Origin of the sequence: Paramagnetospirillum kuznetsovii, assembly GCF_003284725.1 — a bacterium.
In the GTDB taxonomy this organism is placed as follows: domain Bacteria; phylum Pseudomonadota; class Alphaproteobacteria; order Rhodospirillales; family Magnetospirillaceae; genus Phaeospirillum; species Phaeospirillum kuznetsovii.
Map to the genome: position 1 here is coordinate 188,468 of NZ_PGTO01000003.1, position 24,759 is coordinate 213,226.

The window sequence follows — 24,759 nt, forward strand, 5'->3', positions numbered from 1 at the left end:
GAAGATCATGGGTCTCACACTCGGTCTCAGCACGGCGCTCTCGGGACTACTGACGAACCAGAAGGGTCTGGACGTCATTTCCCAGAACATCGTCAACGTCAACACCAAGGGCTATGTCCGCAAGGTGATGACACCGGAATCCGTCACGGTGGCCGGTATGGGCGCCGGTGTGCAGACGGGCGCCATCGTGCGCAACGTCGATGAAGGCCTGATGAAGGATATCCGCCGCCAGACCTCGACCCAGGGATCGCTCGACACCCTGCACGACTACTATCCCCGCATCGAGGATCTGTTCGGCCAAGTGGGCGACAACAATTCCATCGCCCATCAGGTGGAAACGTTGCAATCCTCGTTCGACGCCCTGGGTGTTCAGATCAACACCTCGGCCCTGCAAACCGCCGTGATCACCACCAGCCTGGACACCGCCAACAAGTTCAGCCAGATGACCGACAACATCCAGAATCTGCGCCTGGAAGCCGATCGCGGCATTCAGGACACGGTCGGACTGATCAATGAGCAGATATCCAATATCTTCGATCTCAACCAGAAGATCGTGCGCGGCGGCGCCATCGGCGCCGATATCGGCGACCTGAAGGACAAGCGCGACAACGCGCTGACCGCTCTGGCCCAGTACATGGACATCCAGTATTTCGAGCGCGGCGATGGATCGGTCGGCGTCTACACCAAGACCGGCAAGACCCTGGTGGATAAGGGAGCGGCCACCATGACCCACGTCTCCACCACCGTCACGGATTCGTGGATGACGGCGGCCGGCGGCAATTTCAATTCCATCACCCTGTCCACCACGTCGGAACCGAATATCGATATCTCCGCCGATATCAAGGACGGCAAGATTCGCGCCCTGCTGGACCTGCGCGACTCCGTCCTGCCCAATCTGCAGTCCCAGGTGGACGAATTGGCCAACAAGCTGAAGGACACGGTCAATCTGGCGCATAATCGCGGCACCACCTATCCGACCGCGCGCTCGCAGATGACCGGCACCCACCAGTTGATCGATCCCAACAACCCGTCCATCAACGGCGGGCTGATCCCGGCGGCCATCACCCCCAATTCGCAGACGATGTGGCTGAGCGGCAGCAACGACGTCGCCATCACCCTGTTCGACCCCAACGGCAATGAAATCGTCAGCACCACGCTGAAGACCATCATGGGCAGCACCAGTTACAACGATGCCGCCGGCGCGGCGACCTCGCTCGACATTTCGTCCTCGGCGACGACTCCGGGCGTCAAGATCACCGACGTGGCCGCCAAGATTCAGAATTGGATGCGGGCGCAGAACTACCAGAACAACGCGCTGTCCAACGCCACCGCCTCCATCACCAACGGCACCTTCGCGCTGAACACCGGCAACACCTCGGTGACCCTGGATTTCCGCGATCAAGCCTCAAGCACCAAGGGCAGCACGGCAACCGACGCCACCATCAATTTCGACGTGGACGGCGACGGCAGCGCCGATCAGCAGGTCCAGGGATTCTCGAACTTCTTCGGGCTGAACGATCTGTTCACCGAGGTCTCGCCGCGCTCCATCAGCGATTCGACCATTCTCGACCAGGCCACGACACTGAACAGCACGCGAACCTTCCGCCTGCTCGACCCCAGCGGTCAGATCGGCAATACCGTCACCGTGCTGGCGGGGTCGTCCTTGTCGTCCATCGCCGACGCCATCAACAAGCAGACCCAAACCAACGAATCCGCGGTCTTGTCCAGTCACTCCATGACCATGGTGGGCAATTCGACTCTGTCCATCGCCGATTCCAACGGCAACATCACCGGCTTTCCCATCACCCTGGCGGCGGGCACGACCACCGACCTCAACGTCATCGCCCAACAGATCAACAATGTGGGCGGTTCGGTTCTGGCCAAGGTGGTGCAGAACGGACCCAGCAGCTATCAGCTTCGCGTCTGGGACAGCCGCGGCGTTGAATTGACCGTGTCTGCCTCGGGCGGCACCGTCGGCGGCGCCACGCTGGACAGTTACCTCGGCATGCGAAAGGCGAATCTGGTCCAGGCCTCGGTCATTCCGGACGGTTCCGGCTATCGACTGCGCATCCGCCAGACCAATGACCAGGAACTGTTCATCGGCGCCACCCCGGACAGCCAGACGCCTCCCGGCAGCATCGTCACCGATCTCGGCCTGCACGCCGCCGCCACCCGCATGGCCAGCGGATTGTCGGTGCGCACCGACATCCAGGGCTCGCCGTCGCTGGTCAGTCGCGGCGCCACCCAGTACAACGCCGACCTGGACAAGTACTATCTGTCCGAGGGCGACAACACCACCACGCTCGCCATCAGCCAAGCCATGGCCAACAAGCAGTCCATGGCCTCGGCGGGCAACATCTATGCCGGCAGCTACAACTTCTCGGAATACGCGGCCGCCAGCATTTCCGTGGTGTCCACCGGCGCCGCCCACGCCGACGAGCAGCGAAGCTATCAGACCACCCTGGGCCAAGCGCTCAATAACCAATATACCTCCATGAGCGGCGTGAACCTCGACGAAGAGGTGGCGAATATGATCAACTTCCAGCAGGCTTATTCCGCCTCGGCGAAGGTGATCTCGACGCTGCAGCAAATGCTCGACACTCTGGTCAACATCATTCGTTAGGGAGGCCGGTCATGACACGCATCGGCACACTCGGAGCCAATACCGCCTACGTCGATCGCATCTTGGACATTCAAAGCCGGATGAACGATGGCCAGCTTCAGGTTTCCACTGGCCTCAAGTCCCAGACCTATGCGGGCATCGCCACCGATGCCAATTCCCTGTTGAACTTCGAGACCGAAAAGGCCTCGGCGCAACAGTTCATCAAGGGCAACACCTCGGTGGGAACCAAGCTGAGCGCCGCCGCCAGTTCCCTGACCGGCATCCAGAAGAGCCTGAAGACCTTCCAGAACCAGTTGAGCTCGTTTTATTCGGGCAATACCACCGACCGCAAGAACGTGGAGCAGATCCAGGGATTCGCCTATCAGGCCATGCTGGATATCCAGTCCTATCTGGGGGCCAACGTGAATGGCCAGTATCTGTTCGCGGGCGGCCGCGTCAGCCAGGATCCGGTGCAGCTTCCGGCCTCGACCCTGTCCGGCTTCCAGGCCATCTACAACGGCAGCACCGTGCAATGGCCCACCAGCCGCAGCGCCCAACTGCTGTCGACGACCATGACCTCGTCGGACACCACCCAGTTGATCGTCAATTCCGCCACCGGCACCATTCGGGCCGCCGATGCCGACAGTCTGTCGCAATTGGCAACCGGCGCCCGATTCAGCATCACCAACAGCGTTTCCAACAACACCACCTATCAGGTGCGCGCCCATGCCGCCATGAATGTCGGTGGCACCGCCCTTGCGGAAGGAACCTCCGCCGTCGGCGCCGCGACCATCAGCTATGGCAGCACGCCCACCAATCTGAGCACGGCGGCGGGCGGCACCGGCGCACTGACCTTCGCCTTCGCCGCCAACGGCAACATGACCATGACACCGGCCAATGCCAACACCCTGTCGCCCATGACGGCGGGAACAAAATTCACCATCAATGGATCGACCGGCAATGCCTGGGACGGCGCCTATAAGGTGGTCAGCAACCTCAACGGCGTGGTGGAATTCGCCACCGACACCGACCAGGGCAAGACCGAGAGCCTGACCCAGACCGCCACCACGTCGCCGCTGTCGCTGTCGCTCAATTACGGCGCCGCCACCAGCCTGACCACCGGGGCGGTGTCCATGACGGCGGTGCCCTCGACGGCAACGGGCAAGACCACCATCACCGTAACCACCACCGGCGCGACGGACTTCGCCGCCTATTCCGTCGGCGACACCATCACCATCGGCGGATCCGGCGGCCATAACGGCACCTTCACCGTTTCGGCGGTGGGCGCGGGCGGCAGCAGCGTTTCCTTCGTGGAAAATTCCGATGCGGTCCGGGTCAGTCAGTTCGTGCCCCAGACCGGCCGAAGCGACGTGGCGATCAAATTCCAGGTCGGCCCGGGCGCCACCAACGACCAGATCACCGCCGGTTCCGGCACCAGCGCCAACACCGGCTACGGCACCTTGACCTTCAGCCCCACCGGGACCACCGGCGAACGCATCACCGGTTCGGCGGGCGCCACCTCCTTCGTGACGGGCGGCGGAGCACTTTACCCCGCCGTGGGCCAGGTCATTCAGTTGTCCAGCACCTCGGGGGTCAATGACGGCTCGTATACGGTGACCGCCAATACGGGTAGCTATATCGAGGTTCAAAGCATCCTGCCGACCAGCGAGACGGTCAGCACCGCGAAGATCGACGCGTCATCGTGGTATAAGGGCGACACCTTGCAGGTCCAGCACCGCATCGACGACGACCGTCAGGTCAATGTGGGCATCTACGCGTCGGACACCGCTTTCGAGAAAGCGTTCCGCGCCTTGGGCCTGATCGCCCAGGGGGCCTTTGGCACCGCCGGTGGACTGGATCAGAACCAGCAACGCATCACCCAGGCCAAATACCTGCTGAACGACGCCATCGAATCACCGGCCGCCGGAACGCCTCCGTTCGGCACCGAGATGCGCGGCGACATCAATTCGGTGCAGCAAAACCTCGGCTTCGTGCAGCAGGTGATCGCCAACAAGAACTCCAAGCATCAAAGCTTCATCGACTTCCTGCAGACCCGCATCGACGGCATCGAGCAGATCGACAAGAACGTGGCGGTGACCTCGCTGCTGTCGGATTCCAACGCGCTTCAGGCCAGCTACCAATCCCTGGCGAAAATCCAGGGGCTCAGCCTGTTGAACTACTTGCACTAGGATAAACCGCCGAATGGACATAGAGAGCGAATTGCAGCAAGGGATCGAGCTGCAAAAGGCGGGGCGACTGGGAGATGCGGTTCGCCACTACAAGCTGGTTCTAGAAGTGGATCCGGCCAATGTGGACGCTCTCAACCTGATGAGCGTGCTCGCCTTGACCGCCGGAGATTTCCAAACCGCCGCCTCTCTCGCCTTCGCGGCGGTAAGCGAACAGCCTGACTGGTTTGTCTCGCGCGTCAATCTCGGCAATGCGCTGCAAGCCCAGGGACGCCACGACGAGGCCATCGATGCGTTTCAACAGGCCATCGCCCTCAATCCATCCTCGGCCGAAGCCTATCTGAACCTTTCCGATGCCCTCAATCAAACCGGACGCCATGGCGAAGCTGCCGACATGGCGGTCCAAGCCATCCTGATTGCGCCGGAAATGGCCGATGCCCATGTGAATTTCGGCAATGCCCTGATGGGGCTGGAAAGCCCCGGCGAAGCGTTGGAAGCCTATGTCAAGGCCGCCCGGCTGGACGCATCCAACGCCTTGGCGTGGATGAATATGGGCAATGCCCATATGGCGCTGGGCGCCCCTGACGCGGCGGTGGAGGCCTATCTGCACTCCATCTCCCTTTCCGACGGGCCGATGAAGCGCTTCAATCTCGGCAATGCCTATTACGCCCTTCACCGCTTCGCCGAAGCGGCGGAAGCTTATGGCAAATGCCTGGAACTGGAGCCAAACTATCTGGACGCCCGCATCAATCTCGGTGCCGTTCTCCGCGATATGGGCCGTTTGGACGATGCCGAGACGACGGTGCGCGACGCCCTGGCCCTGGCCCCGAACGAGGCGGAATTGCACTGGAATCTCGCCCTCGTCCAACTGACCAGGGGCAATTACCTCGATGGCTGGCGGGAATACGAATGGCGCTGGCGAACGCCTCACTTCGCCAGGTTCGTCCGTGAGTTCAATGCGGCCGAATGGCAGGGCGAAAGCCTGGACGGCAAGACCATCCTGGTGCATGCGGAACAAGGCTTTGGCGATGCCCTGGAGATGTGCCGCTTCGTGCCCCTGCTGGCGGATATGGGGGCCACGGTGACATTGGAATGCCGACCGGGACTCGGACGGCTCTTCACCACCTTGGACCCGCGCGTCAGCGTCTTTGAAGTGGGAAGCCAGCCACTGCCCGATACCGACTATCACGTTCCGCTGATGTCGTTGCCCCTGCGCTTTCAAACCACCCTGAACAGCATCCCGAGCCGCGTGCCCTATCTGCGCGCTCCCGACGGCGCCGCCACCTTCCCGGACGTGGCCGCCCATCCCGGCTTGAAGGTCGGCGTCGCCTGGAGCGGCAGCAGCACGCGACGCGACAACCAGCCGCGCTCGTTCAGGCCTCACGACCTGCTGGAACTGGGCGATTGCCGCCTGTATTCACTGCAAAAGGGCGATGCCGCCGCCACCGCTTCGGACTTGTTCGATCACGGATTGATGATCGACCTGGGGCCGCTGCTGGGCGACTTCGCCGACACGGCCGCCGCCATCGGTGCAATGGATCTGATCGTGTCGGCCGATACCGCCGTCGCCCATCTGGCGGGGGCGCTGGGCAAGCCGGTCTGGATCCTGCTGCCCGCTCCGACCAGTGCTTTCCTATGGATGCAGGGACGCGCCGATAGCCCGTGGTACCCGAGTGCGCGGCTGTTTCGCCAAACCACGCCCGGCGACTGGTCTTCCGTGGTGGCCGAAATGCATCAGGCCTTGGCGGAGGATATCTTGAAATTCTCCAGCACCTGAGCTTCGTGCTTGAGCAGTTTGCGCGACAGCTTCAGCGCCTTGTAGAATTCCTGGGCGGCGACGGCCGCCCGCAATTCCTCGCCCAGCGGCGCGGCGCTGGCGCATGACTCCACGTAATCGGTCAGACAACGCTCGAACAGGCCCAGATATTTCGTCCGACTGCCCGGAAAGATATAGGCGTTCTGAACGAAGAAATAGACGCGACCGGCGGGCGTGATGCTATCGCCGTCGGCGATGATGTCCTTTTCCCGCAGAATATTGGAATCGTTCAACACCCGTAGCTTGGTGGAATGTCCGGCATTCTCGACGACGGCGCCGTTCACGATCACCTTTTCGCCGGGCTTCAGATCAATCAGTAGGGGCACGTCTTTTCTCCAAAGGCATGAGCATTCATACCACCGCTTGGCGATGCCTACCAGCCGCCACGCTTGGCCCAGTCCTCGACCATGGCCATGCGGTCGGCGCCCCAAAAGCCTTCGCCGTCGACCACGAAGAAGGGCGAGCCGAACACGCCCTGTTCGATGGCGGTCTCGGTCTCGTCCTTCAGGCGCTGCTTCCACACCGCGTCCTGGGCGGCCGCTTCCAGCGCGGCGGGATCGATTCCCACGGTCCGGCCCAGTTGGACCACCAAGGCGAGGTCGGAGATATCCTCCCCCTCGGCGAAATAGGCGTGAAATACCGCCTTGGCGAAGCGTTGCGCCAACGCCTGGTCCCGGTCCGCCAGCCACCAGAAAGCCCGCGACGGCGCCAGCGACGCCACCGGGAACCGGTCGGGCATGCGGTAGGGCGCGTTGATCAGGCGCGCCACCCGCTCCCAGTCATGGCGGGCATAGGCGCCCTTGATGGGCTGGTCCACCAGTGGCTTGTTGCCGGACGCCCTGAAGGCCGAACCGATCATGATGGCCTTCCACGCCACCTCGCGCCCCGATCGCCACGCCAAGTCATCGGCCTGAAGCGCCGCGAAATAGGCATAGGGCGACGAAAAATCGAAATAGAACGAGATGGCATCGCTCATGACCCACTCCTCACCACGGAAGCACCCGCCCATCGTAATGGACGAGATGGCCGCTGTCGGCGGCTTTCAGGTCGGCCAATACCTTTCGCATGCCCGTGATCGCCTCGGGCGGGTCCAGCGGGGCGGTCGGCCCGCCCATATCGGTACGCACCCATCCCGGCGACAACGCCACCGTCAGGATACCGCGCGGGGCCAAATCCACCGCCAATCCCTTGATCACCATGTTGAGCGCCGCCTTGGCCGCCCGATAGGCGTAGGAGCCGCCCGAGGTGTTGTCGGTCACCGAGCCCATCATGGACGACACCGCCGCGAAAATCTTGCGGCCGTCGAGATGGTCGGCAAAGGCCTCCGCCACCTTGAGCGGCGCCAGGGCGTCGATGCGCATGACCTCCAGGAACTTGTCCGGGTCCACCGCGCCGAAGTCCTGAGCCTCGCCATAGATTCCGGCGTTGTGCAGCACGATGTCCAGTTTGACGGTGGCCAAGGACGCCGCCAGCCGCCGGATCGAGGCCGGATCGGCCACGTCGCAGATATAGATCTCGGCCCCCGCCTCGGAAACGGCGCGACCCTTGGCGGGGTCGCGCACCGTCGCCAACACCCGCCAGCCGTCGGCGGCGTATTGGCGGACGAATTCCAGGCCGAGACCGCGACTGGCGCCGATGATCAGGATGGCGGGCATGGGATTACGCCTTGAGGGCGGTGACTTCGATTTCCACCTTCATGCGGGGATCGACCAGGCCGCAGACGATGGTGGTATTGGCGGGGCGGATGCCCTTGAAGGCCTTGCCCAGTACCGGGGCGATGATCTCGAAGAACGCGGCCTCGGTGATATAGGCCTTGACCCGCACCACGTCCTTGAGCGACGCGCCCGCCTGTTCCAGCGCGGCGGCGATGGTCGCCATGCACTGCTCGGCCTGGGCCACCACGTCGTCGGCGATCTGACCGTCCTTGAAGCCCGAAGTGCCGGACACGAACACCCAGGGATCCTGCTGGACGGCACGGGAATAGCCGGCAACGTCTTCGAACGAGGAGCCGGAGGAAATCAGACGACGGGTCATGGAACCATCCTTGTCAGCGAGAGGAACAGAGACGACGAGTCATATATCGGGCGCGACGAGCCTTCAACCACTCAGGATGCGATCCAGGAACGGCACCCTGCCCTCGCGATCCTCGATCTCGATCACCCATAGGTCGCAGTCGAAGTCGCGTTGCCGGGCGATATAGGCATCGGCCTTGTCCTCGGGCACCGGATCTGGGCCGGTGGCGCGCAGCCATGCGGCCTCGCCGGTGCCGTCGCGCACTTGGCTGAACACCTCGCAGCCAGCGGCGCCGCGATTGAGTTTGACCAGCACGGCGCCTGCGTCCTCGTCGCCCTTCTTGACCACGAAGGCGGGAATGGCGAGGACGCCGCATTGGCGGATCACCGCATGAACCCACAGCTTGGCCTTCAGGCGGGGTTGCGTCACGCCTTTGGCTCGGGGAGATTGCCGCCGGGCGGCGGCGCCTGTTCCAGGCCCATGCGGGCTCTGGCGGTTTCCCAAATGACTTCCAGCAGCGCGTGGTCGTTGGCGACGAACTTATGGAAGTCGCGGGCGTCGAGAATCAGCAGCTGGCAGCGACTGATGGCCTTCACCGTGGCGGTGCGCGGGCAACGTTCGATCAGCGCGATCTCGCCGAAGAAATCGCCGTTCTTGAGGATGAAGGTTCCCATCTTGCCTTTCACCTCCACCTGTCCGGTGACGATGAAATACATGCATTCGCCGGTATCGCCTTCGCGCATCAGCACCTCGCCCTTGATGGCGCGCGACAGGCGGACCAGATTGGCGATCTGGGCGATCTGACTGGCTTGCAGGCGGGCGAAGAACGGCACCTTGGCCACCAGATGCCAGGTGGACACGAAATTCTGCCGCTTCATTTCCTCGGAAAAGCCCGAGGCCAGAATGGACGCCGGCAGCGCGAACATGCACAGCCCCATCACCGCGACGACGCTGCCCAGCATCTTCCCCACCGGCGTGGTCGGCACGATGTCGCCATAGCCGAGGGTGCTCAGGGTGACGATGGCCCACCACATGGCGTCAGGCACCGACTTGAATCCCGGATTGACGGTTCGTTCGGCGAAATAAAGAAGGGTCGAGGCCGAAATGGCCATCAACAGCATGATGAACAGCGACGCCAGCAGCGGCCGCATTTCATTCAGCGCCACCACCCCAAGGGTTTCCAAGGCGGGCGAATAACGCGCCAGCTTCAGGAACCGCACGATGCCGAATACGGTGGCGCCGTCGGCCGGCAGTTGGAACGCCTCGCCGACCATGAACGGCACCACCGCCAGAAAATCGAACAGGCCGTAAGGGCTTAGGGCATAGCGCAGCCGCGCCGCCAGGGGCGTATCGTCGTCGATGGGATCGAGGCCGCTGACATAGAGACGGAGGGCGTAATCGGTGGTGAGCGCCACCAAGAGCAGGGCACTGATCCCGGCGGCCAGCGGTTCATGCGCCCCCCAGACCCCGTCGAGCGTGTTCAGGATGGCGACGCAGGTGGAAAGCACGATGCAGACGATGAGAACGGAGCGGAACACCACCGCCCGCTTGGGCGGAAACGGACCTTCCGCAATCAATCCTTTTATCCACTCTCGCATGGAGGCCCCCGTTTAGAAGGAGCTACTATACCTGCGAGATATTCGAGGCGCTACCGGCCACGACACCTCGGTTAGGCCAGAGTCACCTCGAACTCGGCGACGATGGGGGCGTGATAGCTTTCCGGCGGGCCGACGATGGCGGCGGGCGACACCAACTCGTCGCCCAGCGTCTCGTTATGCAACTCCGCCGCCTTAAAGCCGCCGAGAAGGTTGCGCGACACCACGATGTGATCCAGCAGCACCGGATGGCCATGGTGGATGACCGAGAAGCGGGCGCTTTCCGGTAGCGAGCGTTCCACCGGCACCAGCATGCGCATGGCGAGGTGACCGTTCCCGATATCCTCCTCGTCGCCGCGAATGATGCGAAGCGACGCCTCGCGGTCGGTGGCGTTGAAATCGCCGCACACCGCGATCAGCGCGTCGGGCTCGGCGTCGAACAGGCGTTCCACCAGCAGGCGCACCTCCAGCGCCTGTCCCGCCTGCTTGACGCTGGCCATGAAGAAGCCTTCCGCCCAACCGGCCACCGACAGCCAGCGGCCGGGGCTTTCCTTCTGGCCATGGAGCCAAGCCGCCCGTGGCGCCCGCAGATGCAGGTTGATCACATGCAAGCTCCGTCCATCGGCCAGCCGGAACGCGGCATGCAGGACCGGCCGGTCCCACTCCAGCGCCATGGCCGAGGGGGATGGCGGGTCGGTCCGGGTCGGCCGCCATTGGCACGGCTCCACCAGATCGTGCCAGAATTGATCATGACTCTCGGGCGCGTGGCGGGACAAGATGACCAGATTGTGGAGGTCGGACGGATGCGCGCCGCCGCGATTCAGGCTGATCACCCGATGCCATCCCTCGTAGCGGGTTCCCTCCAAAAGCCGGTCCAGGCCCGACAGCAAACGAGGCCCGTGCTTGGATTGGGCATGGGCATTGATTTCCTGGAAACACAGAATGTCGGCCCGCAACCGCTGCAATTGCGGCCGCAAGACACGCAGGCGATCATCGAAATCGATGACTCCGCGCGGGCGATCATCCAAGTTTTCCAGATTGAAGGTGGCTATTCGGACCATTCTTCCACTGTACTCCCGGTCACTGTCGGCCGCGAGTATGATAAGGCTCCGACTTGTGCCCTGACGGCGCTTCGGTATAGTGAAACGAAATCAGTCATGACGGCGTGGGGCATGACTTGGGCGCCGCGTTTCTCGACCGGGCGCCTTGATCGCTAAGTGGTCGATGTGATGAAGAATAGGTTGACCGAGTGCATCCGGGTTTCGGATAACTCCAATAGGCCGTGAGTGGAACGGACAAATGGCGATGGGGCATCCCCGCCGCCGATGTCGGAAAGGGGTTTCGGGGAATCATGACTACCGAACGCAAGTTGTTCACGGCCGAAATCAAAAGGCTTCAGCAGCGCGGCGATGCTTCCCCCAACGCCTCCAACGCCGAGGTTCTGAAGGCCATCAAGGAATTGCGGGAAGACCTCAAGCACCTTGTCACCCATGGCGAGGTTCCGGCCCCCGCCGCCACTCCCGCCGCCGATGACGCGCTGCCGCAAAAGGCCGCCGAGGTCTCCATGCTGAAGACCGAGCTGCGCGCCCTGGCCGTCTGCATCGAGCATACCAAGGCCGAAATCGCCGCCCTGAAGCCCAAGGAAGCCGACGACGACCGCCTGATCGCCGTGACCTTCGAACTGGACGCCATCGTGTCCTCCACCGAAAGGGCCACCGAGCAGATCCTGGAAGCCTCGGAAAAGATCGAGGCCATCGGAAAGGAAATCCAAGCCCATGCCGCCGACGGCTATGTCAGCCGCCTGGTGGAAGATATCGGCGACACCGTCAGCTCCATCTTCGAGGCCTGCAACTTCCAAGACATTACCGGCCAGCGCATCACCAAGGTGGTCAAGACCCTGAAATACGTGGAAGACCGCATCAACGCCATGATCGAGATCTGGGGCCAGGAAAACATCGCCGACGTCTCGCCCAAGATTTTCGAGGAGCATCGCGACGACGATTCCAAATTGCTTAATGGCCCGCAGTTGGAAAACAAGGGCATCAGCCAAGCCGAGATCGACAGCCTGTTTGGATGACAGTCAAACCGCAAGTAAACATCAGGTATTCACCTGGCGCTTACTTAAAAGGTTAACGACAATGGCCCTCGCAAGACGAGGGCCTTTCCATTTGTGCCGATCATGCTTGACGGGGCCTCCCTCCAAGCCCAAAGTCCCGGCGCGTCAGACGGCCGGACGGCCGCCCCGCGAGCAATCGCGGGGAGGAAAGTCCGGGCTCCACGGAAACACGGTGCCGGATAACGTCCGGCGGGGGCGACCCTAGGGAAAGTGCCACAGAAAGCAAACCGCCCGCTCCTCCTCGCGAGCAGCGGGTAAGGGTGAAAGGGTGCGGTAAGAGCGCACCGCGCGACCGGCAACGGAAGCGGCACGGTAAACCCCACCGGGAGCAAGACCAAATAGGGGCGGCATGCTTCCTCTTCGGAGGGACGAAACGCGTTTCCGCGTAGCCGCCCGGGTCGGTCGCGAGAGGCGTTCGGTAACGGACGTCCCAGATGAATGGCCGTCTATTCCCGCTTTCATGGGAAACCATGGGACGGGAGGGACAGAACCCGGCTTACAGGCCGTCTGACGCATCTCCCCCCCTCCTAACCCTAGGTATGGGTTGCCGCATCCGCCGCAATGCTGTTCTCGGTCCATACCAAGAACACACTTTCCGCACCCTTGGCACCAAGGCGGGAAAGATCGCTAAATATCAACAATTTGCATCGATTTCCTCGAGTACTTTAGTAAAAGTGAGGCTGGACTACGGAATTCCACCCATTTCCCAAAGTTTTACTATCCGATTCCATTGACGCCCATCTCATCCCATGCTATCCCATTAACACCCACCATTCGGCGCCAGGGGCGTAGTGTGTCGAGGCGGGTGTTTCGGAAACAGTCAGGCAAGGCGGACGAAAGGTGGCGTTGTTCCTATCCACATTCGTCAATCGGATCGACAAGAAGGGCCGGACCTCGGTTCCGGCGACCTTCCGCGCTGCCTTGGCCGCTGGGGCCTTTCCCGGAATCGTCGCCTATCGCTCGTTCACCAGCGCCTGCATCGAGGGCTGCGGCATGGACTTCATGGAGCGCCTGTCCGACGGCGCCCAGGCGTTCGATGCCTTCAGTGACGAGCAGGAAAACCTTGCCGCCCTGATCTTCGCCGATGCCCGCCAGCTTCCCTGGGATCCGGAAGGCCGCGTCAGCCTGCCCGAGGACATCCTGGCCCATGCCGGAATCACCGAAAGCGTCGCCTTCGTCGGCAAGGGCCAGACCTTCCAGATCTGGCAGCCCGACGCCTACAAGGCGGTGGAAGCCGACATCCGCGCCAAGGCCCTGACCTCGCGCCCGACCCTGCCCCTGCGCCCCAAGCCCGTGGCGGGGGCTTGATCATGACCCCCTCGCCCCATATCCCGGTCCTGCTGTCCGAGGTGATCGAGGCGCTGGCCCCGCGCGACGGCGGCATCTATGTGGACGGCACCTTCGGGGCCGGTGGCTATTCCATGGCCATGCTCGACGGCGCCCGCTGCACCGTCCACGGCATCGACCGCGACCCCCATGCGGTGGCGCGGGGCCGTGCGCTGCAAACCCAGCGCGGCGGCGCCTTCGCCATGATCGAAGGCCGCTTCGGCCAGATGGACGAGCTTTTGCGTATCCAGGGTGTCAACCAGGTAGACGGCGTCGCCCTGGACATCGGCGTGTCCTCCATGCAGATCGACGAGGCCGAGCGCGGCTTCTCCTTCGCCAAGGACGGACCGCTGGACATGCGCATGGAGCAAAGCGGCCCCAGCGCCGCCGATCTCGTCAATCACACCGAGGAAGCGGCGCTGGCCGACATCATCTATCGCTACGGCGAGGAACGCCTGTCGCGCCGGGTGGCCAAGGCCATCGTGACCATGCGCAAGGACAAGAAGTTCGAACGCACCTCGGAGCTGGCCGCCGTCATCCGCCGGGTGGTCCCCAAGCATGCCGACGGCATCGATCCGGCGACGCGGACCTTCCAGGCGCTGCGCATCGCGGTCAACGACGAACTGGGCGAGTTGGAGCGGGGACTGGCCGCCGCCGAGCGGTTGCTCGCCCCCGGCGGGCGGCTGGCGGTCGTCACCTTCCATTCCCTGGAAGACCGGGTGGTCAAGGACTTCATGCGCGACCGCAGCGGCGAGGCGGCGCGTCCGTCGCGCCATCTGCCCCAGGCGGCCTCCGGCCCGGCGGCCAGCTTCACCCTGCTGCATCGCCGCGCCGTCAAGGCCGGACAGGAAGAGACCCAGGCCAATCCGCGCGCCCGCTCGGCCAAGCTGCGCGCCGCCATCCGCACCGAAGCCCAAGCCTGGACCCAATCGGGGAGGCCGTCATGAAGCGCGGCCTGCTCGGCACCATCTTGTGGACCTTGCTTGCGGGCTGCATCGGCGTCGGCCTGTTCTTCATCAAGCACGAGGTCAAGGATCAGGAGCGTCGATTGACCTCCCTGACCACCGAGATTCAGCGCAATCAGGAAACCATCCACGTGCTGCGCGCCGAGTGGAGCTATCTCAACGATCCCTCCCGCCTGCGCATGCTGGCGGAAAAGCATCTGGGCATGCATGCGGTCAAGCCCGCCGAGATCGCCAGTCTTGATTCGGTGCTGCGCGATGGCCTGGCGTCGCCGACCATGATGGCCGCCGCGTTGCCGCCGCGTCAGCCCGCGACCATCGCCGCCAAGCCCACCGAACACGCGCCCAAGCAACAGATCAAGCTGGCCGAAACCCCCGCCAATCCACGCCCGGCGGATTCCGGCAAGCCACCGCCCCCCAAACCGCAACAGCCAAAGCCCGGCGGGGTCACCGTCGCCAGTGGCACGGCCCCACCGCCCACTGTGCTGGCGGCCCCCGCGAAGGGGGGACACACCATCGTGGTGAAATCACCGGCCCTGGCCCAGACAGATGGGGGGAGCCGGTGAGCCTGTTTCCCGCCAAGCGCCATCAGCCCGGCTTTCACGCCGGCGACGATCTTCAGGCCGGAGCCGCACTGCGGCTGGACGGTGTTCGCATGCAGGCCATCGAGACCGGCCGCTCGCGTCTGGTCATCACCGCCTTGATCTTCCTGATGGGCTTCGGCGCCATCGGCGTTCGCATGGTGGACGTGTCGCTGCTGGACCGCGCCCCCGCCCGTCAGGCCGCCGCCCCCCAAAGTCGCTCCGACGGATTGGAGATGGAGCGCGCCGATATCAGCGACCGCAGCGGCGTGTTGCTGGCCTCGTCGCTGCCCACCGTGTCGCTGTTCGCCAAGCCCGAAGACCTGAAAGCCGCCAAGGTGGATGTGGAGGGCGCCGCCGCCCAGTTGGTGTCGGTCCTGTCCGATCTGGACATGGAGGACACCATCGAGAAGCTGGCCTCGTCGCGCCAGTTCGTCTACCTGAAGCGCAATTTGACGCCGCGCCAGCAATACGATGTCAACGCGCTGGGCATTCCCGGCCTGCAATTCGAGAAGGGCGAGCGCCGCATCTATCCCCACGGCAATCTGGTGTCCCACGTGGTCGGCATGACCGATGTGGACAACAAGGGCGTCGCCGGAATCGAGAAGCGGTTCGAGAACGCCATCCGCGAAAGCCGGGAACCGCTGGGCCTGGCCATCGACATCCGGGTCCAGACCATCTTGCGCAACGAACTGGCCCGCGCCGTCCAGGAATTCTCCGCCGTGGGCGCCACCGGCATGGTGATGGACGTCAATAGCGGCGAGATGATCGCCATGGTCAGCCTGCCCGATTTCGACCCCAACGATCCCCCCCCGGCCACCGATCCCGCCATGTTCAACCGCGCCACCAAGGGCGCCTACGAGATGGGCAGCACCTTCAAGCTGTTCAACACCGCCATGGTGCTGGACCTGGGGCGCGCCAACCTCAATTCAAGCTTCGACGCCTCCAAGCCGCTGGTCTTCGCCAGCCACACCATCCATGACGACCATGCCCTGAACCGCTGGCTGACCATCCCGGAAATCCTGATCCATTCCTCCAATATCGGCTCGGCCCGCATGGCGCTGGACGCCGGAACCGAGGCCCAGCGCGCCTTCATGGCCCGTATCGGCATGCTGGCCCCGCCCGCCATCGAATTGCCCGAGGTGGGCGCGCCCATGGTTCCCAATCCCTGGCGCGAGATCAGCACCATCACCATCGCCTTCGGCCACGGCCTGTCGGTGACGCCCTTGCAGCTGCTGAGCGGCGTCGCCACCTTGGTCAATGGCGGCGTCTACCATCAGCCGACCTTGCTGGCGCGCTCTCCCGACGAGAAGAGCGCGGGCATCCGCATCATCAAGCCGAAGACCTCGGAACAGATCCGTTCGCTGATGCGCATGGTGGTCACCGAGGGCACAGGCAAGAAGGCCGATGTTCCCGGCTACGAGGTGGGCGGCAAGACCGGCACCGCCGAGAAGGCGGGCCATGGCGGCTATCGCAAGAAGGCGGTGTTGTCTTCCTTCGTCTCCGCCTTCCCCATGGATGCGCCGCGCTACGCCGTCCTGATCATGATCGACGAGCCGCAGGCCACCAAGGAGACCTATGGATTCATCACGGCGGGATGGACGGCGGCCCCGGTTACCGGTCGGGTCATCGCCCAGATCGCCCCCCTGATGGGCTTGATGCCCAAGACCGTGGTCCCGGCGCCGACCGTGGCCACCAAGAACGTGCCCCCCTCCGGAAGGAGCAGAGAAGTTGCGGCGGTTGAGTGAGATGATGGGAACGAACCTCGCCCACGACATGGACATCGCCGGCATCACCGCCGATTCCCGTGCCGTGGCCAAGGGATTCCTGTTCGCCGCCCTGGTGGGAACCAAGGCCGACGGCCGCGCCTTCGTGCCCGCCGCCATCGCCAAAGGCGCCACCGCCATTCTTGCCCCCGAGGGCTCGGCCCTGGATCTGCCGCCCGGCGTGGTCCTGATCACCGATGCCAATCCACGCCGCCGCTTCGCCCAAATGGCCGCCGCCTTCCATGGCGCCCAGCCCGACACCATGGTCGCGGTCACCGGCACCAACGGTAAGACCTCGGTCGCCAGCTTCTACCGCCAGATCATGGACGCATTGGGCCATCCGGCCGCCGCCATCGGCACCCTGGGGATCATCGCCAAGGGATGGGACAACGCGGGCGGCCTGACCACCCCCGACCCCGCCGCCCTGCACGAATCGCTGGCCCGCCTGAAAGCCTTCGGCATCAGCCATGCCTGCATGGAGGCTTCCAGCCACGGCCTCGACCAGCACCGCCTGGACGGCGTTCGCCTCGCGGCCGCCGCCTTCACCAATCTGACGTGGGATCACCTCGACTATCACGGCGACATGGAGACCTACGCCAAGGCCAAGCAGCGGCTGTTCACCGAACTGGTGGGCGACGGCGGCACGGCGGTCATCAACATGGATGCCGAGCACGGCCCCCGCTTCGCCCAGGCCGCCGCCGCCCGTGGCCTCATGGTCATGGGCTATGGCAAGGCAGCCGCCGAGCTGCGCCTGATCGCCGCCGCCGCCAAGCCGTTCGGCCAGGAACTGCGCCTGGAGATCATGGGCCGCTCCGCCACCGTCAAGCTACCCCTGGCCGGTCTGTTCCAGGCCTATAACGCCCTGGCCGCCCTGGGGCTCGCCCTGGCGTCGGGCGCCGATGCCAAAGCGGCGCTGGCGGCGCTGGAAAAGCTGGACGGCGTTCCCGGTCGCCTGCAACTGGCCGCCAAACGCGCCAATGGCGCCGCCATCTATGTGGATTACGCCCATACCCCCGATGCCCTGGACACCGTGTTGAACGCCTTGAAGCCCCATGCGACCCGCCGTCTGGTCGCCGTGTTCGGCTGCGGCGGCGACCGCGACCCCGGCAAGCGTCCCCTGATGGGCGCCGTCGCCTGCCGTCTGGCCGACGCCACGATCATCACCGACGACAATCCGCGTTCCGAGGATGCCGCCGCCATCCGCGAATCGGTGCGGACCGCCTGCCGCGGCGCCATCGAGATCGCCGACCGCCGCGAGGCCATCCGCACCGCCGTGGCCGGTCTGCAAAAGGGCGACCTGTTGCTGATCGCGGGCAAGGGCCACGAGACCGGCCAGATCGTGGGGGGCGCCGTTCTGCCCTTCGACGATGCCGAGGAAGCGCGCGCCGCCGTGCTTTTCGCCGATGGGAGGCTGTCATGAGCGAGCAACCGCTCTGGACATCCACCGAGGCCGCCGCCGCCGTGGCGGGAACCCCGTCGGGCACCATGTGGGAAGCGTCGGGCGTCTCCATCGACAGCCGTACCGTCCAGCCGGGCGATCTGTTCATCGCCCTGCAAGGCCCCAATCACGACGGCCACGACCATGTGGCGGGCGCCCTGGCCAATGGCGCCGCCTGCGCCCTGGTGCATCGCCTGCCCGCTGGCGTGCCCGACGACGCGCCGCTGCTGCTGGTCAAGGACACCACGGCGGCGCTGGAAGACTTGGCCGCCGCCGCCCGCGCCCGGAGCACCGCCCGCATCGTCGCCGTCACCGGCAGCGTGGGCAAGACCGGCACCAAGGAGATGCTGCGCCTGGTCCTGGCCGAGCAGGGTCGCACCCATGCCAGCACCGGCAACCTGAACAACCACCTGGGCGCGCCACTGTCGCTGGCCCGCATGCCGCGCGACGCCCGGTTCGGCGTCTTCGAACTGGGCATGAACCATGCCGGTGAGTTGACGCCCCTAAGCCGCTTGGTGCGCCCCCATGTGGCCACCATTACGACCGTCGAAGCGGTGCATATGGAGTTCTTCGGCTCCACCGAAGCCATCGCCGACGCCAAGGCCGAGGTCTTCGCAGGGCTTGAGCCGGGCGGCATCGCCGTGCTGCCCCGCGACAACCGCCATTTCCACCGGCTGGCCGGGGCGGTCAAGAATTCCTCCATTCAGTCCTTCGGCAGCCATATCGAAGCCACCGCCCGGCTGATGGACGCCGCCGTCGATCCCGAAGCCACCGTCGTGTTCGCCCTGCTGGGCGAGCGCGCCCTGTCCTACCGCATCGGCATTCCCGGTCTGCACTGGGCCATGAATTCCCTGGCCGTCCTGCTGGTGGCCGAGGCACTGGGCGCCGATGGGGATCGCGCCGCCAAGGCGCTGGCCGGAATGTCGGCCCCCAAGGGACGCGGCGAACGTCGCCGCGTCGCCGTCCCCGGCGGCAATGCCGAGCTGATCGACGAAAGCTACAACGCCTCGCCGGTGTCCATGCGGGCCGCCATCGCCACCCTGGCCTCGGCCAAACCGGCCAAGGGCGCGCGCCGCATCGCGGTGATGGGCGACATGCTGGAACTGGGCGAGACCGGACCGGCGCTGCACGCCTCGCTGGCCGAGACCATCGAGAACTGGGGCATCGATACCGTTTTTACCGCAGGCCCCCTGATGCGCCATCTGCGCGACGCCTTGCCCGACCACCGGCGCGGCGGCCATGCCGAATCCTCCGACGCCCTGGCGCCGCTGGTCCGCCAAGCGGTGCGCAACGGCGACGTGGTCATGGTCAAGGGATCGGCGGGCAGCAAGATGGGCCGGGTGGTCCAGGCTTTGGCAGAGGAGAGATAGGACCACATGCTCTACAACCTCCTCTACCCGCTGGCGGATCAGGTTCCCGTCTTCAATCTGTTCAAATACCTGACCTTCCGCACCGGCGGCGCGGTCCTCACCGCGCTGATCGTGTCCTTCCTGCTGGGCCCGGCCATCATCAATTCCCTGCGCAAATGGCAAAAGCAGGGCCAGCCCATCCGCGCCGACGGGCCGGAAAGCCATCTGCTGACCAAGAAAGGAACCCCCACCATGGGCGGCTTCCTGATCCTGATCGCCTTGGCGGTGTCTACCCTGCTATGGGCCGATCTGCGCAATCAATATGTCTGGATCGTCACCCTGGTGACCCTGGGCTACGGACTGATCGGCTTTCTCGACGACTATCTCAAGGTCTCCAAGAAGAACCCCAAGGGCATGCCCGGCAAGGCCAAGCTGGTGGGTGAAGTGGTCATCGCCCTGATCGCCGCCACCTGGGTCATGGCCTTGCAGCGCGAGCCCCTGGCGGGCGCCCTGGCGGTGCCGTTCTTCAAGACCGTGCTGCTGCAGCTGTCCTGGCTGTATCTGCCCTTCGCGGTGTTCATCGTGGTCGGCGCCGGTAACGCGGTGAACCTGACCGACGGCCTGGACGGGCTCGCCATCGTGCCGGTGATGATCGCGGCGGGCGTCTTCGCCATCATCGCCTATCTGGTCGGCCACGCCGTCTTCGCCAACTACCTGCAAATCCACTACGTCACCGGATCGGGCGAACTGGCGGTGTTCTGCGGCGCATTGGTGGGAGCCGGTCTCGGCTTCCTGTGGTTCAACGCGCCGCCCGCCATGGTGTTCATGGGCGACACCGGCAGCCTCGCGCTGGGCGGCGCCCTGGGCGCCATCAGCGTGGTGACCAAGCACGAGCTGGTGCTGGGCATCGTCGGCGGCCTGTTCGTGCTGGAGACCGTCTCGGTCATTGTCCAGGTGGCCTCGTTCAAGCTGACCGGCAAGCGGGTGTTCCGCATGGCGCCGCTGCACCACCACTACGAAAAGAAGGGCTGGGCCGAACCCACCGTGGTGATCCGCTTCTGGATCATCGCCACCATCCTGGCCCTGGTCGGCCTGTCCACCCTGAAGCTGAGATAGGCGCGTCATGATCCCGGTCCCGTTCCTCAAAGGCAAGCGCGTCGCGGTGATGGGTCTCGGCAAGTCCGGGACGGCGACGGCACGCGCGCTGCTGGCCAGCGGCGCGGGCATCATGGCCTGGGACGATAACGACGGGGCGCGCCGCATGGGCGCCGAGGACGGCCTGCCCATCGGCGACCTGATGGTCATGAACATCGCCAAGGCCGATCTGCTGGTGTGGAGCCCGGGCATTCCCCACACCCATCCCCAGCCGCATCCGGTGGCGGTAAAGGCCAAGGCGGCCAATGTGCCCATGGTCTGCGACGTGGAACTGCTGGCCCTGGCCAAGCCCGAGCACCGCTTCCTGGCCGTGACCGGCACCAATGGCAAGTCCACCACCACCACCCTGCTGACCCATGTCTTCCAGGCCTCGGGCCACCCGGCGGCGGCTGGTGGCAATCTGGGCACCGCCGCGCTGGACATGCCCGAGCTTCCCGGCGACGGCCGCTATGTGCTGGAACTGTCCTCCTATCAGTTGGAGCTGGTGCACAGCCTGAAGCTGGGCGTCGGCATCCTGCTCAACATCACCCCCGACCATCTCGGCCGCCACGGCGGCATGGACGGCTATGTGGCGGCCAAGCGCCGCCTGTTCGACTTCCTGGTTCCCGGCGGCGCGGCGGTGATCGGCATGGATGACGGCGCTTCCAAATCCATGGCCGCCGAACTGTCGCGCCTGGGTGTGCGGGTGGTGCCGGTCTCGGTCAAGCAGGTGCTGGCCGACGGCGTTTCCGCCCCCGAGGGCGTGCTGCTGGACAATGGCAAGCCGGTCTGCGACTTGAAGGACTTCCCCCGCCTGCCGGGCCGCCATAACTGGCAGAACGCCTGCGCCGTCTATGCCGCCGCCCGCGCCGAGGGCGTCCCAGCCAAGGCCATCGTGGCGGCGCTGGCCAGCTATCCCGGCCTCGCCCATCGCCAGGAACTGATCGCCACCGTGGACGGCATCCGCTGGATCAACGATTCCAAGGCCACCAACGCCGACGCGGTGGACAAGGCGCTGGTCTGCTACGACCGCATCTATTGGATCCTGGGCGGCCAAGCCAAGGAAGGCGGCATTGCCTCGCTGGAAAAGCATTTCGGCCGCATCGAGCACGCCTTCCTGATCGGCGAGGCGACCGAGGATTTCGCCGCCGCCCTTGACGGCAAGGTCCGCTTTACCCGCTGCGCCACCCTGGCCAATGCGGTCGCCAGCGCCCGCAACCTGGCGACCTCGGACGCCATCGACGGCTCGGTGGTGCTGCTGTCGCCCGCCTGCGCCTCGTGGGATCAGTTCACGTCGTTCGAGCATCGCGGCGACAGCTTCCGCGAACTGGTGATGGCCTTCGCCGGGGGGGGAGGAGAATGACGCACCCGGCACCCGAGATGGAGCGGAGCGGAATGCGGGCGGGACGCCCGCGCTCCGGCGAAGCGACTATGCGCGTTGAGCGCACGCGCCTCGTGGCGCGGAAGCCAAGCGAACGGAGTTCGCGCCCGGCGACTGAGGGGCTTTCATCATGACCATCACTTTTGGCCGCACCGATACCTCGACCCTGGGCCGCTGGTGGTGGACGGTGGATCGCTGGTCCATCGCCGCCCTGGTCCTGCTGGTGGCGGTGGGCGCCCTGCTGACCATGGCGGCCAGCCCGGCGGTGGCCGAGCGCATCAACGTGCAAAGCTTCCACTTCGTGCGCCGCCAGTTCATGTTCCTGGCCCCCGCCTTGATCACCATGGTGGCGGTGTCGCTGCTGAGCCCCAAGCAGATCCGCCGCATGGCGGTCATCGGTCTGATCGGCACCATCGTGCTTCTGGCCCTGGTGCCGGTGCTGGGCGCCGAAGTCAAGGGCGCCAAGCGCTGGCTGAATCTCGGCGGTCTGTCCATCCAGCCGTCGGAATTCGTCAAGCCCATGTTCGCGGTGGTCTCGGGCTGGATGTTCGCCTCCGCCCGCATCGAGGAAGGCTTCCCCGGCCGCCTGATCGCCACCGGACTGTTCGGCGTGGTCGCCGCCCTGCTGCTGGTCCAGCCCGATGTGGGCCAGACCGCCATCCTGACCGCCATCTGGGCGGTCCAGTTCTTCCTGGCCGGTCTGTCCATCGGCTGGGTGGTCGGGCTGGGCCTCGCCGCCCCGGTGGGCGCCATGGCCGCCTATTACGCCTTCCCCCATGTGCATGCGCGCATCGACAAGTTCATGGACCCTTCCGGAGCGGGGGGCTATCAGGTCACCACCGCTCTCAACGCCTTCAAGAACGGCGGCCTGTTCGGCAAGGGGCCGGGCGAGGGCCGGGTCAAGCTGTCGCTGCCCGATGCCCATACCGACTTCATCCTGGCGGTGGGCGGCGAGGAATTCGGCATCGTGCTGTGCCTGTTCATCCTGGCGCTGTTCGCCTTCATCGTGCTGCGCGGCTTCTCGCGGGTGCTGAAGGAAGACAATCTGTTCGTGGTTCTATCCACCGCCGGGCTGCTGGTCCAGTTCGGCCTGCAGGCCATGGTCAACATGGCCTCGACCCTGCGCATGATGCCCGCCAAGGGTATGACGCTGCCCTTCATCTCTTACGGCGGCTCGTCCATGGTGGCGCTGGCGCTGGGCATGGGCATGGTCCTGGCGCTGACCCGCACCCGCTATGGCAGGGAGGGCCACGACGCATGAGCGACCGCAGGGAGCGCGGGCGCGTTGAGCGCCCAGGAGCGACGAGGAAGCGCAGCGAAGGAGGGAAGCGGAGGAGCCCAGTGAGCGGAGCGAACGCCCGGCGCATGAGGGCTAAACCATGACCACTCCCCCTCTCATCGCCCTCGCCGCCGGTGGTACCGGCGGCCACGTTTTTCCCGCCGAGGCCCTGGCCGCCGTGCTGCTGGAGCGCGGCCACCGGCTGGCCCTGGTGACCGACAAGCGCGGCGCCGCCTATGGCGGCACCCTGGGCTCGCTGGAGACCCATCGTATCTCTGCTGGCGGCATCGCGGGACGCGGCAAGCTGGCCAAGCTGCGCGCCGTGGCCGAACTGGGCCTGGGCGTGCTGCAGGCCCGCTCCCTGCTGTCCCGCATCCGCCCCGCCGTGGTGGTGGGCTTCGGCGGCTATGCCTCGGTTCCCGGCGTGGTCGCCGCCGTGCTGACCGGCATTCCCACCGCCATCCACGAACAGAACGCCGTGCTGGGCCGCGCCAATCGGCTGCTGGCGGGCAGGGTCAAGCGCATCGCCACCTCCTTCGCCGAGGTCAGCCATGTGGAGCCCCGCCTGGCCCCCAAGCTGGTCCATACCGGCATGCCGGTGCGGGCGGGCATCGACGCCATGCGCTCGGTCGCCTATCCGGCGCTGGACCAGACCGGCCCGATCAATCTGGTGGTGCTGGGCGGCAGCCAGGGCGCCCGCATCCTGTCCGAGGTGGTTCCCGCCGCGCTGGTCCGCCTGCCCGAAGCCCTGCGTCGGCGCATTTCCATCGCCCAGCAATGCCGTCCCGAGGATCTCGACGCGGTGGGCAAGGCCTATGAGGGCTCGGGTATCACCTGCACCCTGCAAAGCTTCTTCACCGACGTGCCCGAGCGGCTGGCGGGCGCCCATCTGGTGATCGGCCGTGCCGGAGCCTCCACCGTGGCCGAACTGACCGCCCTGGGGCGTCCGGCCATCCTGGTCCCCTATCCCTTCGCCATCGACGACCACCAGACCGCCAATGCCCATGCGGTGGAAGACAGCGGCGGGGCCTGGCTGATGCAGCAGGACGGCTTTACCGCAGAGGCCCTGGCCGCCCGGCTGGAAACCCTGTTGGGCCAGCCGGAAACCCTGATCCGCACCGCCGAATGCGCCGCCAAGGCAGGCCGCCCCGACGCCGCCGCCCGGCTGGCCGATCTGGTGGCCGGCCTCATCTCACCCGCGACGGGGATCTGACC

Annotated in this window: 21 protein-coding genes and 1 other RNA gene; 15 read left to right on the forward strand and 7 right to left on the reverse strand. The window is 65.2% G+C overall.

Going from position 1 to position 24,759, the window contains the following annotated elements; all coding sequences use genetic code 11:
- The first annotated feature begins 7 nt into the window (after window positions 1–7).
- The 3 genes from flgK to CU669_RS05810 are packed head-to-tail and all read left to right on the forward strand — an operon-like array spanning window position 8 to window position 6,565.
- Window positions 8–2,623: a flagellar hook-associated protein FlgK gene (flgK, locus tag CU669_RS05800; protein ID WP_112142875.1), complete on the forward strand. Its 2,616-nt coding sequence runs from the start codon at window positions 8–10 to the stop codon at window positions 2,621–2,623.
- Window positions 2,624–2,634: 11 nt separating this feature from the next.
- On the forward strand, window positions 2,635–4,791 hold the full coding sequence (locus CU669_RS05805) for a flagellin (RefSeq protein ID WP_112142876.1): 2,157 nt from the start codon (window positions 2,635–2,637) through the stop codon (window positions 4,789–4,791).
- 13 nt (window positions 4,792–4,804) lie between these two features.
- A complete protein-coding gene (locus CU669_RS05810) occupies window positions 4,805–6,565 on the forward strand; it encodes a tetratricopeptide repeat protein (protein ID WP_112142877.1) in 1,761 nt (586 codons plus the stop codon).
- On the opposite strand, the gene CU669_RS05815 is transcribed toward CU669_RS05810, so the two are convergent.
- The 7 genes from CU669_RS05815 to CU669_RS05845 all read right to left on the reverse strand — a co-directional run bounded on the left by CU669_RS05815 (window position 6,523) and on the right by CU669_RS05845 (window position 11,273).
- Window positions 6,523–6,930, reverse strand: a complete 408-nt coding sequence (locus CU669_RS05815; protein ID WP_112142878.1) for a flagellar biosynthesis repressor FlbT — start codon at window positions 6,928–6,930, stop codon at window positions 6,523–6,525. The genes CU669_RS05810 and CU669_RS05815 overlap by 43 nt on opposite strands.
- 47 nt (window positions 6,931–6,977) lie before the next feature.
- Complete coding sequence (locus CU669_RS05820) at window positions 6,978–7,580, reverse strand: 2-hydroxychromene-2-carboxylate isomerase (RefSeq protein ID WP_112142879.1); 603 nt, start codon at window positions 7,578–7,580, stop codon at window positions 6,978–6,980.
- A 10-nt stretch (window positions 7,581–7,590) separates the two neighbouring features.
- Entirely contained in the window at window positions 7,591–8,259 is a 669-nt protein-coding gene (locus CU669_RS05825; RefSeq protein WP_112142880.1) for an SDR family oxidoreductase, read from the reverse strand.
- A gap of 4 nt (window positions 8,260–8,263) precedes the next feature.
- Window positions 8,264–8,638 (reverse strand): RidA family protein, encoded by a 375-nt coding sequence (locus CU669_RS05830; protein WP_112142881.1) that lies wholly within the window; start codon window positions 8,636–8,638, stop codon window positions 8,264–8,266.
- 63 nt (window positions 8,639–8,701) lie between these two features.
- Window positions 8,702–9,046 carry a DUF1491 family protein gene (locus tag CU669_RS05835; protein WP_112142882.1) on the reverse strand — a complete coding sequence of 115 codons (345 nt, stop codon included), beginning with the start codon at window positions 9,044–9,046 and terminating at the stop codon, window positions 8,702–8,704.
- Window positions 9,043–10,194, reverse strand: coding sequence for a cyclic nucleotide-gated ion channel (locus tag CU669_RS05840; RefSeq protein ID WP_239988563.1), 1,152 nt, complete (start codon window positions 10,192–10,194; stop codon window positions 9,043–9,045). The genes CU669_RS05835 and CU669_RS05840 overlap by 4 nt, the downstream gene beginning before the upstream one ends.
- Before the next feature lie 92 nt (window positions 10,195–10,286).
- On the reverse strand, window positions 10,287–11,273 hold the full coding sequence (locus CU669_RS05845) for an endonuclease/exonuclease/phosphatase family protein (protein WP_112142884.1): 987 nt from the start codon (window positions 11,271–11,273) through the stop codon (window positions 10,287–10,289).
- A gap of 290 nt (window positions 11,274–11,563) precedes the next feature.
- Here CU669_RS05845 and CU669_RS05850 point away from each other — a divergent pair, with 290 nt between their 5' ends.
- The 12 genes from CU669_RS05850 (at window position 11,564) to murG (ending at window position 24,757) form a co-directional block, all read left to right on the forward strand.
- Window positions 11,564–12,289 carry a protein phosphatase CheZ gene (locus tag CU669_RS05850; protein WP_112142885.1) on the forward strand — a complete coding sequence of 242 codons (726 nt, stop codon included), beginning with the start codon at window positions 11,564–11,566 and terminating at the stop codon, window positions 12,287–12,289.
- A 144-nt stretch (window positions 12,290–12,433) separates the two neighbouring features.
- Window positions 12,434–12,843: RNase P RNA component class A (gene rnpB / locus CU669_RS05855), an RNA gene on the forward strand.
- Window positions 12,844–13,168: 325 nt separating this feature from the next.
- Window positions 13,169–13,636 carry a division/cell wall cluster transcriptional repressor MraZ gene (mraZ, locus tag CU669_RS05860; protein WP_112142886.1) on the forward strand — a complete coding sequence of 156 codons (468 nt, stop codon included), beginning with the start codon at window positions 13,169–13,171 and terminating at the stop codon, window positions 13,634–13,636.
- A gap of 2 nt (window positions 13,637–13,638) precedes the next feature.
- On the forward strand, window positions 13,639–14,601 hold the full coding sequence (gene rsmH / locus CU669_RS05865) for a 16S rRNA (cytosine(1402)-N(4))-methyltransferase RsmH (protein ID WP_112142887.1): 963 nt from the start codon (window positions 13,639–13,641) through the stop codon (window positions 14,599–14,601).
- A complete protein-coding gene (ftsL, locus tag CU669_RS05870) occupies window positions 14,598–15,182 on the forward strand; it encodes a cell division protein FtsL (protein WP_112142888.1) in 585 nt (194 codons plus the stop codon). The genes rsmH and ftsL overlap by 4 nt, the downstream gene beginning before the upstream one ends.
- Window positions 15,179–16,945, forward strand: coding sequence for a peptidoglycan D,D-transpeptidase FtsI family protein (locus CU669_RS05875; protein WP_112142889.1), 1,767 nt, complete (start codon window positions 15,179–15,181; stop codon window positions 16,943–16,945). The genes ftsL and CU669_RS05875 overlap by 4 nt, the downstream gene beginning before the upstream one ends.
- 1 nt (window position 16,946) lies before the next feature.
- Window positions 16,947–18,383 (forward strand): UDP-N-acetylmuramoyl-L-alanyl-D-glutamate--2,6-diaminopimelate ligase, encoded by a 1,437-nt coding sequence (locus CU669_RS05880; protein WP_112142890.1) that lies wholly within the window; start codon window positions 16,947–16,949, stop codon window positions 18,381–18,383.
- On the forward strand, window positions 18,380–19,771 hold the full coding sequence (locus CU669_RS05885; protein ID WP_112142891.1) for a UDP-N-acetylmuramoylalanyl-D-glutamyl-2,6-diaminopimelate--D-alanyl-D-alanine ligase: 1,392 nt from the start codon (window positions 18,380–18,382) through the stop codon (window positions 19,769–19,771). Before CU669_RS05880 ends, CU669_RS05885 begins: the two co-directional genes overlap by 4 nt.
- 6 nt (window positions 19,772–19,777) lie before the next feature.
- Window positions 19,778–20,866, forward strand: coding sequence for a phospho-N-acetylmuramoyl-pentapeptide-transferase (gene mraY / locus CU669_RS05890; RefSeq protein ID WP_112142892.1), 1,089 nt, complete (start codon window positions 19,778–19,780; stop codon window positions 20,864–20,866).
- Window positions 20,867–20,873: 7 nt separating this feature from the next.
- A complete protein-coding gene (gene murD / locus CU669_RS05895; RefSeq protein ID WP_112142893.1) occupies window positions 20,874–22,247 on the forward strand; it encodes a UDP-N-acetylmuramoyl-L-alanine--D-glutamate ligase in 1,374 nt (457 codons plus the stop codon).
- 148 nt (window positions 22,248–22,395) lie between these two features.
- The gene (gene ftsW / locus CU669_RS05900) at window positions 22,396–23,526 is read left to right on the forward strand and encodes a putative lipid II flippase FtsW (RefSeq protein WP_112142894.1); all 1,131 of its coding nucleotides are present in this window, start codon (window positions 22,396–22,398) and stop codon (window positions 23,524–23,526) included.
- Between the two features lie 118 nt (window positions 23,527–23,644).
- Window positions 23,645–24,757 (forward strand): undecaprenyldiphospho-muramoylpentapeptide beta-N-acetylglucosaminyltransferase, encoded by a 1,113-nt coding sequence (gene murG, locus CU669_RS05905; protein ID WP_112142895.1) that lies wholly within the window; start codon window positions 23,645–23,647, stop codon window positions 24,755–24,757.
- Window positions 24,758–24,759: the final 2 nt, after the last annotated feature.